Source organism: Fortiea contorta PCC 7126 (assembly GCF_000332295.1).
GTDB classification, from domain to species: Bacteria; Cyanobacteriota; Cyanobacteriia; order Cyanobacteriales; family Nostocaceae; genus Fortiea; species Fortiea contorta.
The window spans coordinates 2,776,888-2,790,124 of the sequence record NZ_KB235930.1; the positions used below are offsets into that span (position 1 = coordinate 2,776,888).

Genomic DNA, 13,237 nt, shown 5'->3' on the forward strand with positions numbered 1-13,237 from the left:
TCTGTAAATCTCACTAAGTCAGTGAAATAGCTGGAAAGTAATATGCAATGCTGTTCTATTAGTCAATACTAGTACCTGTAGTCAAAGTTGTAACCACATAGAACAACAAAGCAAGTTTAAAAGCTGAGTCATATTGATCACGGCTTCTTACCTTTGCAGCTTTATTTGGCAATCACTCCAAGTATTGGTACATTTCGTTACTGGGTATATCTACCAACAACCTTTATTTATTGAGGAGCGTTGGTTTGATGATTGGATTTGAAGTAAGAAATAATTTACACAATGTAAGTGTCAAGGCAAAATCAATTGTTGCAAGCGTCTTTAGTGCCAAACAGACAAGTGTTGCTGAAGATATTTCCAAATCTCGCATACGCAAAGTCGGTTTGATGGCGTTTGCATTGGTAGGTTTAGCTACACCTGGAGCAGCGCTCATGACTTTGGGAACAGTAAGTACTGTTCAAGCTGCTACTATCGACACGACACCAAGTTGGAACGGCTCCACCGAAATAAGTAGTTTTGGTGAACCAGATACAGCTACCTATGGGCAGACTTTTACTGTTGGTACTGATAATATCATTAATAGCTTCACCTTTTACTTGAAAAACAACCCAGGCGTAGATTTTGCAGGTTATATAGCAGCGTGGGATGGCACTAAAGCACAAGGTCCTATTTTGTACAACAGTGGAGTGAGATCAACTGGTGCTGGAGGAGGGTTTCAAGAATTTGCCTTTAATACAGGGGGGATTGCCTTAACATCTGGTGCACAGTACGTCGCATTCCTAAGTGCTTCAAATTTCTTTGATGGTAATTTTGCTACAACTACATTAGGTTACCTTGGTCAGGACGTCTATCCTGGAGGAGGTTTTGTCTTTTTAAATAACGGGTCAGATTTTAGTCAACTAACCACAACCGCTTGGCAAACGTTTATAGGAGATGGAGTTGATGACACAGCTTTCAAAGCCTCTTTTAATGCTCAACCTGTCCCTGAACCTTTGACGATCTTAGGTACTATGACAGCTGCTGGTTTGGGTGTAGCGATGCGCCGTAAGCAAAAGCAGCAACAAAAAGCGACAACCAAGGTAGGATAATCTCACCAAGCGATCGCACTCACTTGAATATTTTCCACTATATCAATTAGATAGGTAGGGGCACAACGATTATTGTGCCCCTATAATTATCTTTACTTGTGCCGCGACGTTTCGTTGTTTCGTGCAGGCAAAAGCAGCTTCTGTCGTCCCGAAATTAACATCTGTCCCGACATTTCCGTGTTTCGCGCAGCCAAAAGCAGCTTCTGTCGTCCCGAAATTAACATCTGTCCCGACATTTCCGTGTTTCGCGCAGGCAAAAGCAGCTTCTGTCGTCCCAAAAGCAACTTCTGCCGTGACATTTCCGTGTTTCGCGCAGCCGAAAGCAATTTCTGTTTTGAAAATAGAGGTTAGGGGTCAGGGAAGAGAGATTTTTATGTTTGCTTGTGGGATTTTCCCATGATTGACTAGTTCCAGCCTTTTACTAGAATGGTTTTTTTATTCCTCTATCCCTTACCGTTTTTACTGTCTTAAGGTTGTTGAACTTCACAACTACTTAATCCTCTAGCCCTTTTGACAAATTTCTCATCAAAAGTATAAAATTTAGTATAATTCTGACTATTTGCTAGGTGAAAAGCATCCGCAAAATCTAAGCCAGCTTCGTGCCATTGCAGTGCTTGAGCAATTAAGCTTACGTGATGAAGATGGACATTAGATAAGCCGAAAAGTTTTTTCAAAGCTGCACAAATCTCGACGGGCTTAAATTTATAAGCAAATCTAAGTACCCATTCAGTTTCCAGAATAACTGTATCGGGCACAAAAACATTCTGCGTCTGAAAAATCTCTAAGCTTTTTTGATATTGCAATTCATCATCTTGAGTCAAAAACCGCACGATTATATTAGTATCAACTACCACCATGCCATAATTCCTCTACACCTTGACGGATGGCATCATCCATTTCCGCAAGAGTTTTTGGTGTACCTTGATATTTTAAGCAACCAGCAACATCAGCTAATGTGGTTTGTAAAAAATGTTTTTTTGGTTTAAAAAGAATTCCATCACCCATGTCAATTGCTATTAATTCCTGACCTGCTTTCCAGTCATGAGATTTCCGCAATGATTCGGGAATAATCACTTGTCCTTCATCGGAGATTTTTGTGATTTCCATAATTGAGAACAGCAGAAAATATAATTGTTCTGTGGGAATTATATATCGATATCCCTTTGAAACTGGAAAATTTATAGGAAAAAATATGACACTTGCGCGGGTCTTGATACACGCGACGCTTGATGTTGTTACATCTCCAATATTTTGACACCCCTGTGCTACATCCAGCATCAGCAATAAGTGGGGACACAGACATGGCGAAAGTGATTACCGAAAGTGATTACCAAAAGTGATTACAATGATCAAGGTCAAATCCGAGTCTTGGGTATAGTCGCTCATGGAAAACTTTACTTTTTGCAACCCGGTGAAAATCCTGTTTGGCAAAGGTCAAATTGCCAACATTGCGGCAGAAATTCCCGCTGATGCTAAAATTCTCATTACCTACGGCGGTGGTAGCATTAAAACCAACGGCGTCTATGAGCAGGTGAAATCTGCGTTAGCGGGACGAAATTTGTTGGAGTTTGGCGGTATTGAACCCAACCCCCACCTAGAAACTCTTCTCAAAGCGGTGGAAGTGGTGCGGAATGAGGGTGTAGATTTTATCCTATCTGTGGGTGGTGGTTCGGTGCTCGATGGCACTAAGTTTATCGCGGCTGCGGTGTCTTTTGTCGGTGATCCTTGGGATATTTTAGCTAAAAACGCACCTGTCACCTCTGCGGTGCCTTTTGGTGCGGTGCTAACTCTCCCCGCAACAGGTTCGGAAATGAACACAAACTCAGTTGTTACTAAGTGGGAAACCCAAGAAAAACTATATTTCAGCAGTCCTTTGGTGTTTCCTCGGTTCTCTGTTCTTGACCCAGAAACGACTTTTTCTCTACCTCCTAGACAAATTGGTAATGGAATTGTCGATGCTTATACCCATGTGATGGAGCAGTATTTGACGTATCCTGTGAATGCGCCTTTGCAAGATCGATGGGCGGAGTCAATTCTGCAAACACTGATTGAAGAGGGGCCAAAAACTCTCGCTAATCCCCAAGACTACGACGCCCGCGCTAATGTCATGTGGGCTGCAACTTTAGCATTAAATGGACTCATCGGTGCAGGTGTACCCCAAGATTGGGCTACTCACATGATTGGTCACGAATTGACAGCACTCCACGGTTTAGATCACGCTCAGACTTTGGCGATTGTGCTACCTAGCACCCTCACAATTAAGCGCTCAAGCAAATGGCAAAAGCTGCTACAATACGGCGATCGCGTTTGGGGTATCGTTGATGGTAGCGAAGAAGAACGGGTAACAAAAGCGATCGCTAACACTCGCAATTTCTTTGAATCAGTAGGTGTACGCACTCGCTTATCTGACTACGGCGTCGGTTTAGATACCATTTCCGTGATTATCGAACGGTTTGAACAGCGCGGTTTTGTCGCCTTGGGTGAACACCAAGATGTTAATCCCGAAGTCGTTGAGCAGATTTTAACTCTTTGTGCTTAGAGGTTAGAGGTTAGGGGTTAGGGAAGATTTTTAATGATCTTTTCCCTATTCCCCGGTATCAATTGACTTGCCTTTTTTATCGTGATAATTTAAAACAGACCATTCGGTTGGTAATATTTTGGAAAATTAAAAGGAAAAAAATTCATCCCTAACCCCTTGAATGTCTAAAGGTCAAGAAACAAAAGCTAGGATTATCCAAAAAGCAGCCGAACTGTTTAACCAACAGGGATATGCTGGCTCGTCGATTGCGGATATTATGCGGGTTACAGGTTTGCAGAAAGGAGGAATTTACAACCACTTTCAGAGTAAAGATGAACTAGCACTCTTAGCTTTTGAATATGCGATCGCCTGTGTCAGTCAGCGCACCAGAACCGCATTACGCAGCCAGCGTCACGCCATAGACCGCCTGAAAGCGATGATTAATATATCTGGTAGTTATTTAGATAGTCCACCGATTAAAGGAGGATGTCCCTTACTAAATACGGCTGTGGAGAGTGATGACGCTTATCCAGTATTACGCGATCGTGCTCAACAGGCGATGAATTCTTGGCGACACTTAATTTGTCATGTCATTGAAAAGGGCATTAAAAATGGGGAAATTAAGTCAAAAATCGACGCTGATGAAATTGCAACTATCATCATCATCACATTAGAAGGAGCCATCATGATGAGCAAGCTATATGGGGATGGAATTCACATGCAAAGGGCAATTAAACACCTTCATCAATATCTAGAAAGTCAACTTAAAATTGATTAAATTATCAGATATAAGTTAGATATTTATTCTATTATTTTTCAGACCGAACAGTTGGATATATCAGCTAAAAAGTAATTATGTCATTAACACAAAACTTGCAAAGACCATTAGAAATTGAGATCAAAATACCCGTCAGAACTTATGACATAGACTTTATGGGCATCGTCTGATGCAAAAAGTTGTGCAAAAAAGCTTTAATGTTACACCAGAATCTGCCGCCCAAGCTTACGAACAAACCCAGAGTATTTTTGCTAAAGTCAGCGCTTTGTTAGCCGATGGACGAACTTATTTAGTGGGAGATACTTTTTCTGCTGCTGATATCACATTCGCTGCGCTAGCGACCCCAGTGTTACAACCCCCAGAACATCCGATAAAGCGCCGGAATTTACAAACACTACCAGCCAAAATGGTATCAGAAATTAATGCTATTCGAGAGACTTTAGCAGGAGCTTTTGTACTGCGTTTATACCAGAATAGATGAGAGCAAAAATCAATTATTACAAACTCAAATATCGCAGGTGATGCATAAAATATTCATAGGAGCACAACAGTGTTGTGCTCTTATCTATATGTAACATTATTTTTTATAATTGATATGAGATAAAATAATTGCATATTAAATTAGTGACAATACTGAACTCTATAATTAGCTTTGCAATGTCATTAAAAAAGTTTTACAAATACCTCATTAATTATTGATTTTTTACATCTATTGTTAATATACATCAAATTCAAAATCACAAACTTTTAATAACTCCTGACTTCATTAAGCAACAAAGTCACAGAAAATCTAGCTTTGATAAAGCTAACTCCGTGTCAATACGTTAGTTCTTTCTGTGAAGAATTGAGGATCAGGAATAAACAAAGTTAAGACTATATACCAGTGTACTTAGATAAGTCTTTTAGTTTGATATTTGATGTGCGTGTAAATCTTTTGAGATAACGTCTCGAAGTTAAGTTATCAGTCGTGCGAGTTATTTTCACCCAACCGTATTAATTTTATCCAGGTACTGATTTAAAAAACTTAATAATAAAACTTCCTGTGAACCCTGGTTGAGTTTTTATTCTTAAGTTAACGTATGGTAATCAGATTTTTATACCTGTCTTCTACTTTAAGGTAAACTTTATGCTCCATAAAAATATTCTTAGACAAAATCAAGAATCACGAGTTTTAATCGTCTCTATGAGAAATTTGAAATGTCATGTTTCTCGCGCCGCAATTTATGAATTTGAAGATTTTATTCGTAGTTACGATGCAGTTGATCTAATTCAACCTAGTTTAGATCCTAATGTTTTTAAGTTTACTAATAAATTAGCCAACGCCACAGCCAATTTTTTACATAATGGCAATTTGGTTTCGTCATTATTAAACCAAAAAATTCAGGTAGATAAAGAATATGATTTGTTTTTCTTTTTTTGCCAGTCAATTCAGGATGTTATGGTTTTAAACTCGATCAAAGGCTGGCGAGAAAAGTGTCGTTATGCTGTTTGTTGGCTAGATGAAATTTGGGCAAAAGATATTGATAATTGGACACCACAAATCCAGTTTTTGAAAAAATTTGATCAAATTTTTATGAACTTTAACTCTAGTATTGAGGGAGTTACTAGCATTATTCAAAAATCTTGTCATTCCCTGGCGTATGGTATAGACGCCATCAAATTTTACTCAAATTTTAGTGATAGCGATCGCCTTGTTGATGTTTTGAACATTGGACGACGTTCCGCAGTGACGCATAACTCTTTATTAAAATTGATGGAGCAGAAGAATTTATTTTATGTTTACGATACTATCAAAGAATTATATATGGTTGATTATCGCCATCATCGCCATTTATACACTAATTTTGTCAAGCGAAGTCGCTACATAATAGTCAATAAAGCAAAATTTGATTTACATGGTCAAAGTAATTTGCAAGAAGAAGTAGGGCCGCGCTTTTTTGAAGGAGCAGCGGGAGGAGCAATTATGTTGGGAGTAGTTCCCAAATGTCAGGGTTTTGCTGAAAACTTTGATTGGTCAGATGCGGTGATTGAAATTCCTTTTGATTGCCCTAATATAGGCGATATCATAGCTGATTTAGATACCGAAACTGAGCGTTTAGCTAGAATCCGGACAAACAATATTGTCAATTCTTTATTAAGGCACGATTGGGTATATCGTTGGGAGAAAATTTTGGCAACAGTGGGACTCAATACAACTCCACAAATACAAGAACGAAAAGCTGTTCTAAAAAACTTAGCTGACGAAATATTAAGTACTTCAACAACTTCTAGCTATCAAAAACAAACAGCTTTGATTAATTAGAACTTTTAGGAATTATGCATTGATAAAAGTTTAATTATAGCGCTTCTGGTTTTTGACTTATTTAGGCATAATTCCTAATTTATTCCTGTTAGATTTTCATTCGTGTGAATTTAGTATATCAGTTATTTACTTGGTATTACATACCTGTTATTTGTCACCTTTATTCGTTTTAATTATGTTAATTGATGCGCTTAACTTATCATCTGATCAAATTGTCGAAACCGACGTTTGTATTGTTGGTGCTGGCCCAGCAGGTCTTACTTTAGCAAGAGAATTTGCAGATACAGATTTACAAGTTTGTTTGTTAGAAAGTGGAGGGATAGATTTTGATAAAAATACTCAGGCGCTTTCTGAAGGTGAAAGTGTAGAAAATCTTTTTGGAAATTTAGCAGATTTACGCCGTTTGCAGTTTGGTGGTACAGCAAATAGTTGGAGTATTAGAATCGGTAAAAATGAAATTGGAGTGAGACATTTACCGCTGGAGCCGATAGATTTTGAAAAGCGGGATTGGCTACCTTATAGTGGTTGGCCTTTTAATAAATCTCATCTTGATCCTTTTTATGAGCGTGCTCAAGTAGTTTGTAAACTGGGGTCTTTTGTCTATGATGCTGAATCTTGGCAAAATGAGCAAACACCTCAGTTACCTTTTAAAAATCATGTGATGACTAGCATGTTTCAGTTTGGCCCGCGTGCTGTTTTCACCCATGAATATCGGGAGGAAATTCATCGCGCTAAGAACATTACTACTTATCTTCACGCTAATTTGTTGTCAATAGAAACAGATGACACAGCTAAAACTGTAACTCGGTTGCGGGTAGCTTGTTTATCTGGAAAAAATTTTTCGATTCGAGCTAAAATATTTATTTTGGCAGCGGGTGGAATTGAGAATGCACGGCTACTTTTGCTATCAAATAAAGTTCAAAAAGCTGGGCTAGGTAATCAAAATGATTTGGTAGGCAGATTCTTTATGGATCATCCTTTAGTGAAGTGTGGTAAATTGATTCCTGCTAGTCCAGATGTTTTTAAAAACACAGCTTTATATGATTTGCGGCGAGTGAACAATATACCAGTGATGGGTAAATTGGGGTTAACACAAGAGGTGATGCGCCGCGAACAATTACTCAATATCAGTGCGATTCTTTTTCCTGTGCCGAAGCCTGTGCAATTAAAAGCAGTTAACTCACTGAAAACACTGCTTTCTTTGATTCACAATCCTACACTAAAAAAAGATACTATCAAACATATAGGCAATGTGATTGTTGGTCTGGACTATATTTTACCTGCTGCTTATGGAGCATTAACTAAGCAGGAACCTTTTCTTCCTAGTTTGGCTTGGGGTGGTTGGTCGCGCTTGAGCAATATTGCAGGGAGATTTAGTGAGTTTGAGGTTTTGCATCAAACAGAACAAGCGCCATTTCCAGATAACAGATTAACATTAACTGATGAGCACGATCGCTTGGGTCGCCAAAAGGTAAAATTACACTGGCGATGGCATGATATTGATATTGACACAATTAAGCGATCGCAGGAAATTCTCAAAGCAGAATTTGCTCAAGCGGGAATTGGTGAACTGCAAATCGAACGCGACGGAGAATTACCAAAATTGATTCATCCAGGCGCCCATCATCACATGGGAACCACAAGGATGCATGATAGTCCACTCCAAGGTGTGGTTGATAGCAATTGCAAACTGCACGATGTAGCAAACTTGTTTATCGCAGGTAGCTCTGTATTTCCTACAGGCGGCTTTGCTAATCCTACACTAACGATTGTGGCGCTGGCAATTAGACTAGCTGACCATGTTAAAGCCGTGTTGAAGACATAGAGCACCAGAGATGAGATTCCCCATGCCCCAGGCTGTATCATCTATATTTAATGATATGCACGCCCGGTGAGTACTTGAATTATGGACAAACAACCGATACAAGTAATTGGAGGTGGACTAGCGGGGACAGAAGCAGCATGGCAAATCGCCCAAGCTGGGATACCAGTAATTTTGCACGAAATGCGACCAAATCGCTTTAGTCCGGCGCATCACACAGAGCATTTAGCAGAATTGGTGTGCAGTAATTCCTTTGGCGCTATGGCTAGCGATCGCGCCACAGGATTATTACATGCAGAATTGCGCCAACTTGGTTCTATAATTGTGGCAAAAGCAGATGAACACGCCGTACCCGCAGGCGGTGCTCTGGCTGTAGATAGGGGTAAATTTGGCGAAGATTTAACCGCAACCTTATCTCAACACCCGTTAATTGCATTCCGTCGTGGTGAAATATCTGCAATTCCTGAAGGAATTGTGGTCTTAGCAACTGGGCCTTTAACTAGTCCTGATTTAGCTGCAGATTTGCATCGCTTCACCGGGATGGAATACCTGAGTTTTTTTGATGCAGCTAGTCCGATCGTTGTGGGAGAATCAATTAATCGAGATATTGCCTTTATGGCATCGCGTTATGACAAAGGAGAAGCAGCCTATCTCAATTGTCCCATGAATAAAGAGCAATATCTGCGGTTTTGGGAAGAACTGCGAACAGCGGAACAAACAGAACTCAAAGATTTTGAACGAGAAACAGCGAAATTTTTTGAAGCTTGTTTACCCATCGAAGAACAAGCATTGCGGGGAGAAGACACCATGCGTTATGGCCCTCTCAAGCCTGTGGGATTGTCTGATAGTCGTACCGGGGAACGTCCATATGCGGTGGTACAGTTGCGACAAGAAGACAAAGCCGGTCAACTATGGAACATGGTAGGATTTCAAACAAATCTGCGTTGGGGTGAACAAAAGCGAGTCTTTCAACTGATTCCTGGCTTAGAAACAGCAGAATTTGTGCGGTTGGGAGTTATGCATCGCAACACTTTTATTAATGCACCCCAGTTAATGTATCCAACTCTGCAATTTAAAGGGCGTCCCACATTACTAGCCGCTGGACAATTAATTGGGACTGAAGGTTACACTGCAGCAGCTGCGGGTGGTTGCTTGGCGGGAATTAATGCAGCTAGGTTAGCTTTAGGTAAAGAAACGTTAATTTTACCACCGACAACCATGATGGGCGCATTGTTTGAGTTTATCAGTTCGGCTTCACCAAAACACTTCCAACCCATGCCTCCCAACTTTGGTATTTTCCCAGAATTGGGGATGAAAATCAAGAGTAAACCAGAGCGTTATGGACGTTACCGCGATCGCTCTTTAGCTGATTTGGCAAATTGGAAAACTGAAAATTTATAACCCATTTCGGCGTTGCTGAATCATCGCTCCCCTCTAACGAGCGTTAAGATAAATCAATTAACCTGAAATTCTCTACCAAAACCATGACTCTAGCTAAAGAAATAGAGACTACACAGGACATAGCAGAAGATGTTATTGTTCCTCCAGGTGATTTATATAGCGATGAGCCTCCCTTGGAAAGCGAACTACATCTAGAGCAAATCATGCTCTTACTAAAATGTCTAAAATGGTTGTGGCGCGATCGCCATGATTTCTACGCTGCTGGCAACTTAACAATTTACTATAGCGAAAATCAACGCAAAACAGAACATTTCCGCGGCCCAGATTTTTTTGTGGTGCTAGACACAGAACGCAAAACCCGTAAAAGTTGGGTTGTGTGGGAAGAGGAGGGAAAATATCCCCACGTAATTTTAGAAATTCTTTCGCAATCAACAGCTAATATTGACAGAAATAGTAAGAAAAAACTTTACCAAGATACTTTTCGGACTCCTGATTATTTTTGGTTTGATCCCTATACATTAGAATTTGCTGGCTTTCATTTGTTAGATGGTAAATATCATCCTTTAGAACCTAATAATCAAGGGCATTTGTGGAGCCAACAGTTAAACTTATATTTGGGTATTTATCAAGGATTATTGCGATTTTTTACGCCAGCAGGTGAGTTAGTTCCTACCCCTGAAGAAGTCGCCGAGTTAGCAGAATATGAACGTCAGCAAAAGGAAATAGCTGAACAAAAAGTAGAAAAATTGGCTGCGAAATTGCGAGAATTAAATATTGATCCAGATGCAATTGATTAAAAATTCTCATTAGGAGATGAAGAGGGTTTTGGTGGGTTTCGGCTCCGCTCAACTCACCCTACTGATACTCCCCTATCCCTTACTCATCCTTAACAGTCGCCATTCCATGTATTCCCAGTCCCGCGATGACACCTCCCAATAATCCCCAAGTGCCATCGGCAAATACGTTGATGCGATGAATAAAGGTGCGATGATAGCTATACTCTAATTGTCTGTCGTTGACTTTTCCTTCCTGTACCAGCTTTTCCACATATTTTTCTGCTTTTCCTAGTGCGTCATAATCGAGATTAAACCAATACAGCGATACTCCCACCACTGCTAAACCGGGAAACACTAAGGTAATTAAAAGAATTGCTAGGCGTGTCTTCATGCTTGTTAATTAATAAACTTATACCAATTTAAATAATTTTTGCAACAGATGAATGGTTGATCAGATCAGGGCGAACAACAGATGAATGGTTGATCAGATCAGGGCGAACAACCGTTCGCCCCTACTGTCCCATTCTTTTTTGAAAATGGTATTACTCAATACTGACATTTTTGCGCCGGATGCAATACAAGATAGGGAACCGAAAACTTGCTGTTAGATGTGGCTGAGTTTTGGGAAGAATGCTGTTTATGCTCGCAATTCTCTAGCTCTAACAGCATGAAAGCGCCCATTGTGCAATGTATAAAATTTGGCTGGTGTTGGTTGATGCTTTACTGTATGCTGTTGTGGTTGCCGGTATCTGCGACACCTGCAATTGATACTCTGCGACAGCAACAGCAACAAATTCAACAACAGCGTCAGCAGGTGGTGAGAGAACGCGATCGCTTAACTAATCTCCAAAATGCAGCTGAAAATCACCTGACTGGTTTAAAGCAAAATCTGAAAACTACCCAAAGCCAAATTCAAGATAGCGAGTCGCGGTTAAAGCTAGCTACCGCTAGTCTGCAGCAGTTGCAAGTTAATTTAGCACAGGCAGAACGCGCTTATGAACAACGCCGACTAGCGACTGTGACTAGGCTGCGATTTTTACAGCGTAGGCGCAGCCCGCCGCAGGCATCGCCTGCTTCCCAAGGATGGGGTGTTTTATTGCAAAGCCGCAACATCAGCGATTTTCTCAGCCGTCGTCATCAACTGAAGTTAGTTTATCAAACAGACCAACAAATTTTAACTCAACTCAGTGCCCAAGCTAACCGCATCAACAACCAAAAAAGCGCAGTAGCACAGCAAAAAAATGAAATCGCATTGATTCGTCAGCAATTACTGGCACAAAAAGCCGATTATCAAGCTCAAGCGCAGACACAATCAGAATTGATTCAGCGCTTGAATAGCGATCGCCTATCTCTAGAAGCAGCCCAAAACCAGTTAGAAACAGATTCCCGCAATTTAGCAATCCTCATTCAACAAAAAGTAGCCGCAGCACAAGCCAAAGCAAACATGATTCACGGAACTGGGATGTTAGCATATCCCAGTGAAGCACCTACCAGTAGTCCTTTTGGCTGGCGAATACATCCAGTTCTTGGCGATCGCCGCTTCCACGCAGGATTAGATTTTGCTGCTAGCTACGGCTCTACAATTAGAGCAGCCGATTCCGGAACCGTGATTTTTGCTGGGTGGTATGGTGGCTATGGCAAAGCCGTAATTATCGATCATGGTCAAGGAATAACTACACTTTATGGACACACCAGCGAGTTGTTCGTTGCTGAAGGACAGGGAGTAGAGAGAGGACAAGCGATCGCTGCAGTCGGTTCTACAGGATTATCCACCGGGCCTCACCTCCACTTTGAAGTCCGTCGCCACGGCACACCCGTTAACCCCGCCGATTATCTTTAACATTTTTGTGCTATACTCACGATGAGTAAGGGCGCGTAGCTCAGTGGATAGAGCAACAGATTCCGGTTCTGTGGGTCGGGGGTTCAAATCCCTCCGCGCTCGTTTTAAAAGTTTTTAAAAACAATTGATAGCGGTTCTATAAACTAGATCTGCTTTACTCACCTGCAAAAAATACCAACCCCACCGTTGAGCTTTATTGGCATCGCTTTATCTAGATAAAATTGAAATAAATGCGAGATAAATCTCATGAACAAAATATCAGTAACAACCCTATACGATCAAGACTTTTTTCTATGGGTTGAAGATACTGTCAAAAAGTTAAAAGCAAGAGACAATGAAAATTTAGATTGGGAGAATTTAATCGAAGAGGTAGAATCTTTGGGTAAAAGTCAGCGTAAAGCTGTGCGAAGTTTCTTATTGCGTTTATTAGAACACTTGTTAAAACGGTGTTATGTCCCGATGTCAGACTGTTACCGAGGTGGGGAAATAGAAATTCGCAATTTTCGCCAGCAATTAAAAATTGAATTAGAAGATTCACCAAGTCTGCAAAACTATATTTTAGAAATTCTCTCTAAAACTTATGAAATGGCATTAGAAAATGTTAGAGATGATTATTCTGATATCTATTTTCCTGATATTTGCCCCTTTCCGAATAACGTAGAAACTTTGTTAATCGAAAAATTTTGGGATAAGTAGTTAGCAATTAATTGGT

At 40.4% G+C, this 13,237-nt stretch carries 14 protein-coding genes and 1 tRNA gene; 12 read left to right on the forward strand and 3 right to left on the reverse strand.

Annotated elements, in window-relative coordinates; genetic code table 11:
- Window positions 1–248: 248 nt before the first annotated feature.
- Both MIC7126_RS27545 and MIC7126_RS30445 read left to right on the forward strand, forming a co-directional pair.
- A complete protein-coding gene (locus MIC7126_RS27545) occupies window positions 249–1,088 on the forward strand; it encodes a PEP-CTERM sorting domain-containing protein (protein ID WP_017653569.1) in 840 nt (279 codons plus the stop codon).
- Window positions 1,089–1,202: 114 nt separating this feature from the next.
- Window positions 1,203–1,439 (forward strand): hypothetical protein, encoded by a 237-nt coding sequence (locus tag MIC7126_RS30445; RefSeq protein WP_154655891.1) that lies wholly within the window; start codon window positions 1,203–1,205, stop codon window positions 1,437–1,439.
- A gap of 116 nt (window positions 1,440–1,555) precedes the next feature.
- Here the strand turns inward: MIC7126_RS30445 and MIC7126_RS0112885 are convergent, their stop codons facing one another.
- Together MIC7126_RS0112885 and MIC7126_RS0112890 are read right to left on the reverse strand one after the other, a co-directional pair.
- The gene (locus tag MIC7126_RS0112885) at window positions 1,556–1,945 is read right to left on the reverse strand and encodes a type II toxin-antitoxin system VapC family toxin (protein ID WP_017653570.1); all 390 of its coding nucleotides are present in this window, start codon (window positions 1,943–1,945) and stop codon (window positions 1,556–1,558) included.
- Entirely contained in the window at window positions 1,932–2,195 is a 264-nt protein-coding gene (locus MIC7126_RS0112890; RefSeq protein ID WP_017653571.1) for an AbrB/MazE/SpoVT family DNA-binding domain-containing protein, read from the reverse strand. The genes MIC7126_RS0112885 and MIC7126_RS0112890 overlap by 14 nt, the downstream gene beginning before the upstream one ends.
- A 277-nt stretch (window positions 2,196–2,472) precedes the next feature.
- On the opposite strand from MIC7126_RS0112890, the gene MIC7126_RS0112895 reads away from it, so the two are divergent.
- The 7 genes from MIC7126_RS0112895 (at window position 2,473) to MIC7126_RS0112925 (ending at window position 10,706) form a co-directional block, all read left to right on the forward strand.
- Window positions 2,473–3,627 (forward strand): iron-containing alcohol dehydrogenase, encoded by a 1,155-nt coding sequence (locus MIC7126_RS0112895; protein WP_017653572.1) that lies wholly within the window; start codon window positions 2,473–2,475, stop codon window positions 3,625–3,627.
- Between the two features lie 160 nt (window positions 3,628–3,787).
- Entirely contained in the window at window positions 3,788–4,384 is a 597-nt protein-coding gene (locus MIC7126_RS0112900) for a TetR/AcrR family transcriptional regulator (protein ID WP_017653573.1), read from the forward strand.
- A gap of 169 nt (window positions 4,385–4,553) precedes the next feature.
- On the forward strand, window positions 4,554–4,865 hold the full coding sequence (locus MIC7126_RS27550) for a glutathione S-transferase C-terminal domain-containing protein (RefSeq protein ID WP_017653574.1): 312 nt from the start codon (window positions 4,554–4,556) through the stop codon (window positions 4,863–4,865).
- A 645-nt stretch (window positions 4,866–5,510) separates the two neighbouring features.
- Window positions 5,511–6,686, forward strand: a complete 1,176-nt coding sequence (locus MIC7126_RS0112910) for a glycosyltransferase (protein WP_017653575.1) — start codon at window positions 5,511–5,513, stop codon at window positions 6,684–6,686.
- Between the two features lie 175 nt (window positions 6,687–6,861).
- Window positions 6,862–8,511: a GMC oxidoreductase gene (locus MIC7126_RS0112915; protein ID WP_017653576.1), complete on the forward strand. Its 1,650-nt coding sequence runs from the start codon at window positions 6,862–6,864 to the stop codon at window positions 8,509–8,511.
- An 81-nt stretch (window positions 8,512–8,592) separates the two neighbouring features.
- Window positions 8,593–9,909 carry an FADH(2)-oxidizing methylenetetrahydrofolate--tRNA-(uracil(54)-C(5))-methyltransferase TrmFO gene (gene trmFO, locus MIC7126_RS0112920; protein ID WP_017653577.1) on the forward strand — a complete coding sequence of 439 codons (1,317 nt, stop codon included), beginning with the start codon at window positions 8,593–8,595 and terminating at the stop codon, window positions 9,907–9,909.
- Between the two features lie 83 nt (window positions 9,910–9,992).
- Window positions 9,993–10,706: a Uma2 family endonuclease gene (locus MIC7126_RS0112925; RefSeq protein ID WP_017653578.1), complete on the forward strand. Its 714-nt coding sequence runs from the start codon at window positions 9,993–9,995 to the stop codon at window positions 10,704–10,706.
- 79 nt (window positions 10,707–10,785) lie between these two features.
- On the opposite strand, the gene MIC7126_RS0112930 is transcribed toward MIC7126_RS0112925, so the two are convergent.
- The gene (locus tag MIC7126_RS0112930) at window positions 10,786–11,076 is read right to left on the reverse strand and encodes a hypothetical protein (RefSeq protein ID WP_017653579.1); all 291 of its coding nucleotides are present in this window, start codon (window positions 11,074–11,076) and stop codon (window positions 10,786–10,788) included.
- A 276-nt stretch (window positions 11,077–11,352) separates the two neighbouring features.
- Between MIC7126_RS0112930 and MIC7126_RS0112935 the strand changes: the two genes are divergently transcribed.
- From MIC7126_RS0112935 to MIC7126_RS0112945, 3 genes are all read left to right on the forward strand, one after another.
- Complete coding sequence (locus MIC7126_RS0112935; RefSeq protein WP_026100221.1) at window positions 11,353–12,525, forward strand: murein hydrolase activator EnvC family protein; 1,173 nt, start codon at window positions 11,353–11,355, stop codon at window positions 12,523–12,525.
- A gap of 29 nt (window positions 12,526–12,554) precedes the next feature.
- Window positions 12,555–12,627: transfer RNA gene (locus MIC7126_RS0112940), tRNA-Arg, on the forward strand.
- A gap of 144 nt (window positions 12,628–12,771) precedes the next feature.
- On the forward strand, window positions 12,772–13,221 hold the full coding sequence (locus MIC7126_RS0112945) for a DUF29 domain-containing protein (protein ID WP_017653581.1): 450 nt from the start codon (window positions 12,772–12,774) through the stop codon (window positions 13,219–13,221).
- Window positions 13,222–13,237: the final 16 nt, after the last annotated feature.

Coding starts and splice junctions, on each gene's coding strand:
- MIC7126_RS27545 (WP_017653569.1), top strand. CDS start 249: ATGATTGGATTTGAAGTAAGAAATAATTTACACAATGTAAGTGTCAAG.
- MIC7126_RS0112885 (WP_017653570.1), bottom strand. CDS start 1,945: ATGGTGGTAGTTGATACTAATATAATCGTGCGGTTTTTGACTCAAGAT.
- MIC7126_RS0112890 (WP_017653571.1), bottom strand. CDS start 2,195: ATGGAAATCACAAAAATCTCCGATGAAGGACAAGTGATTATTCCCGAA.
- MIC7126_RS0112895 (WP_017653572.1), top strand. CDS start 2,473: ATGGAAAACTTTACTTTTTGCAACCCGGTGAAAATCCTGTTTGGCAAA.
- MIC7126_RS0112900 (WP_017653573.1), top strand. CDS start 3,788: ATGTCTAAAGGTCAAGAAACAAAAGCTAGGATTATCCAAAAAGCAGCC.
- MIC7126_RS27550 (WP_017653574.1), top strand. CDS start 4,554: ATGCAAAAAGTTGTGCAAAAAAGCTTTAATGTTACACCAGAATCTGCC.
- MIC7126_RS0112910 (WP_017653575.1), top strand. CDS start 5,511: ATGCTCCATAAAAATATTCTTAGACAAAATCAAGAATCACGAGTTTTA.
- MIC7126_RS0112915 (WP_017653576.1), top strand. CDS start 6,862: ATGTTAATTGATGCGCTTAACTTATCATCTGATCAAATTGTCGAAACC.
- trmFO (WP_017653577.1), top strand. CDS start 8,593: ATGGACAAACAACCGATACAAGTAATTGGAGGTGGACTAGCGGGGACA.
- MIC7126_RS0112925 (WP_017653578.1), top strand. CDS start 9,993: ATGACTCTAGCTAAAGAAATAGAGACTACACAGGACATAGCAGAAGAT.
- MIC7126_RS0112930 (WP_017653579.1), bottom strand. CDS start 11,076: ATGAAGACACGCCTAGCAATTCTTTTAATTACCTTAGTGTTTCCCGGT.
- MIC7126_RS0112935 (WP_026100221.1), top strand. CDS start 11,353: ATGAAAGCGCCCATTGTGCAATGTATAAAATTTGGCTGGTGTTGGTTG.
- MIC7126_RS0112945 (WP_017653581.1), top strand. CDS start 12,772: ATGAACAAAATATCAGTAACAACCCTATACGATCAAGACTTTTTTCTA.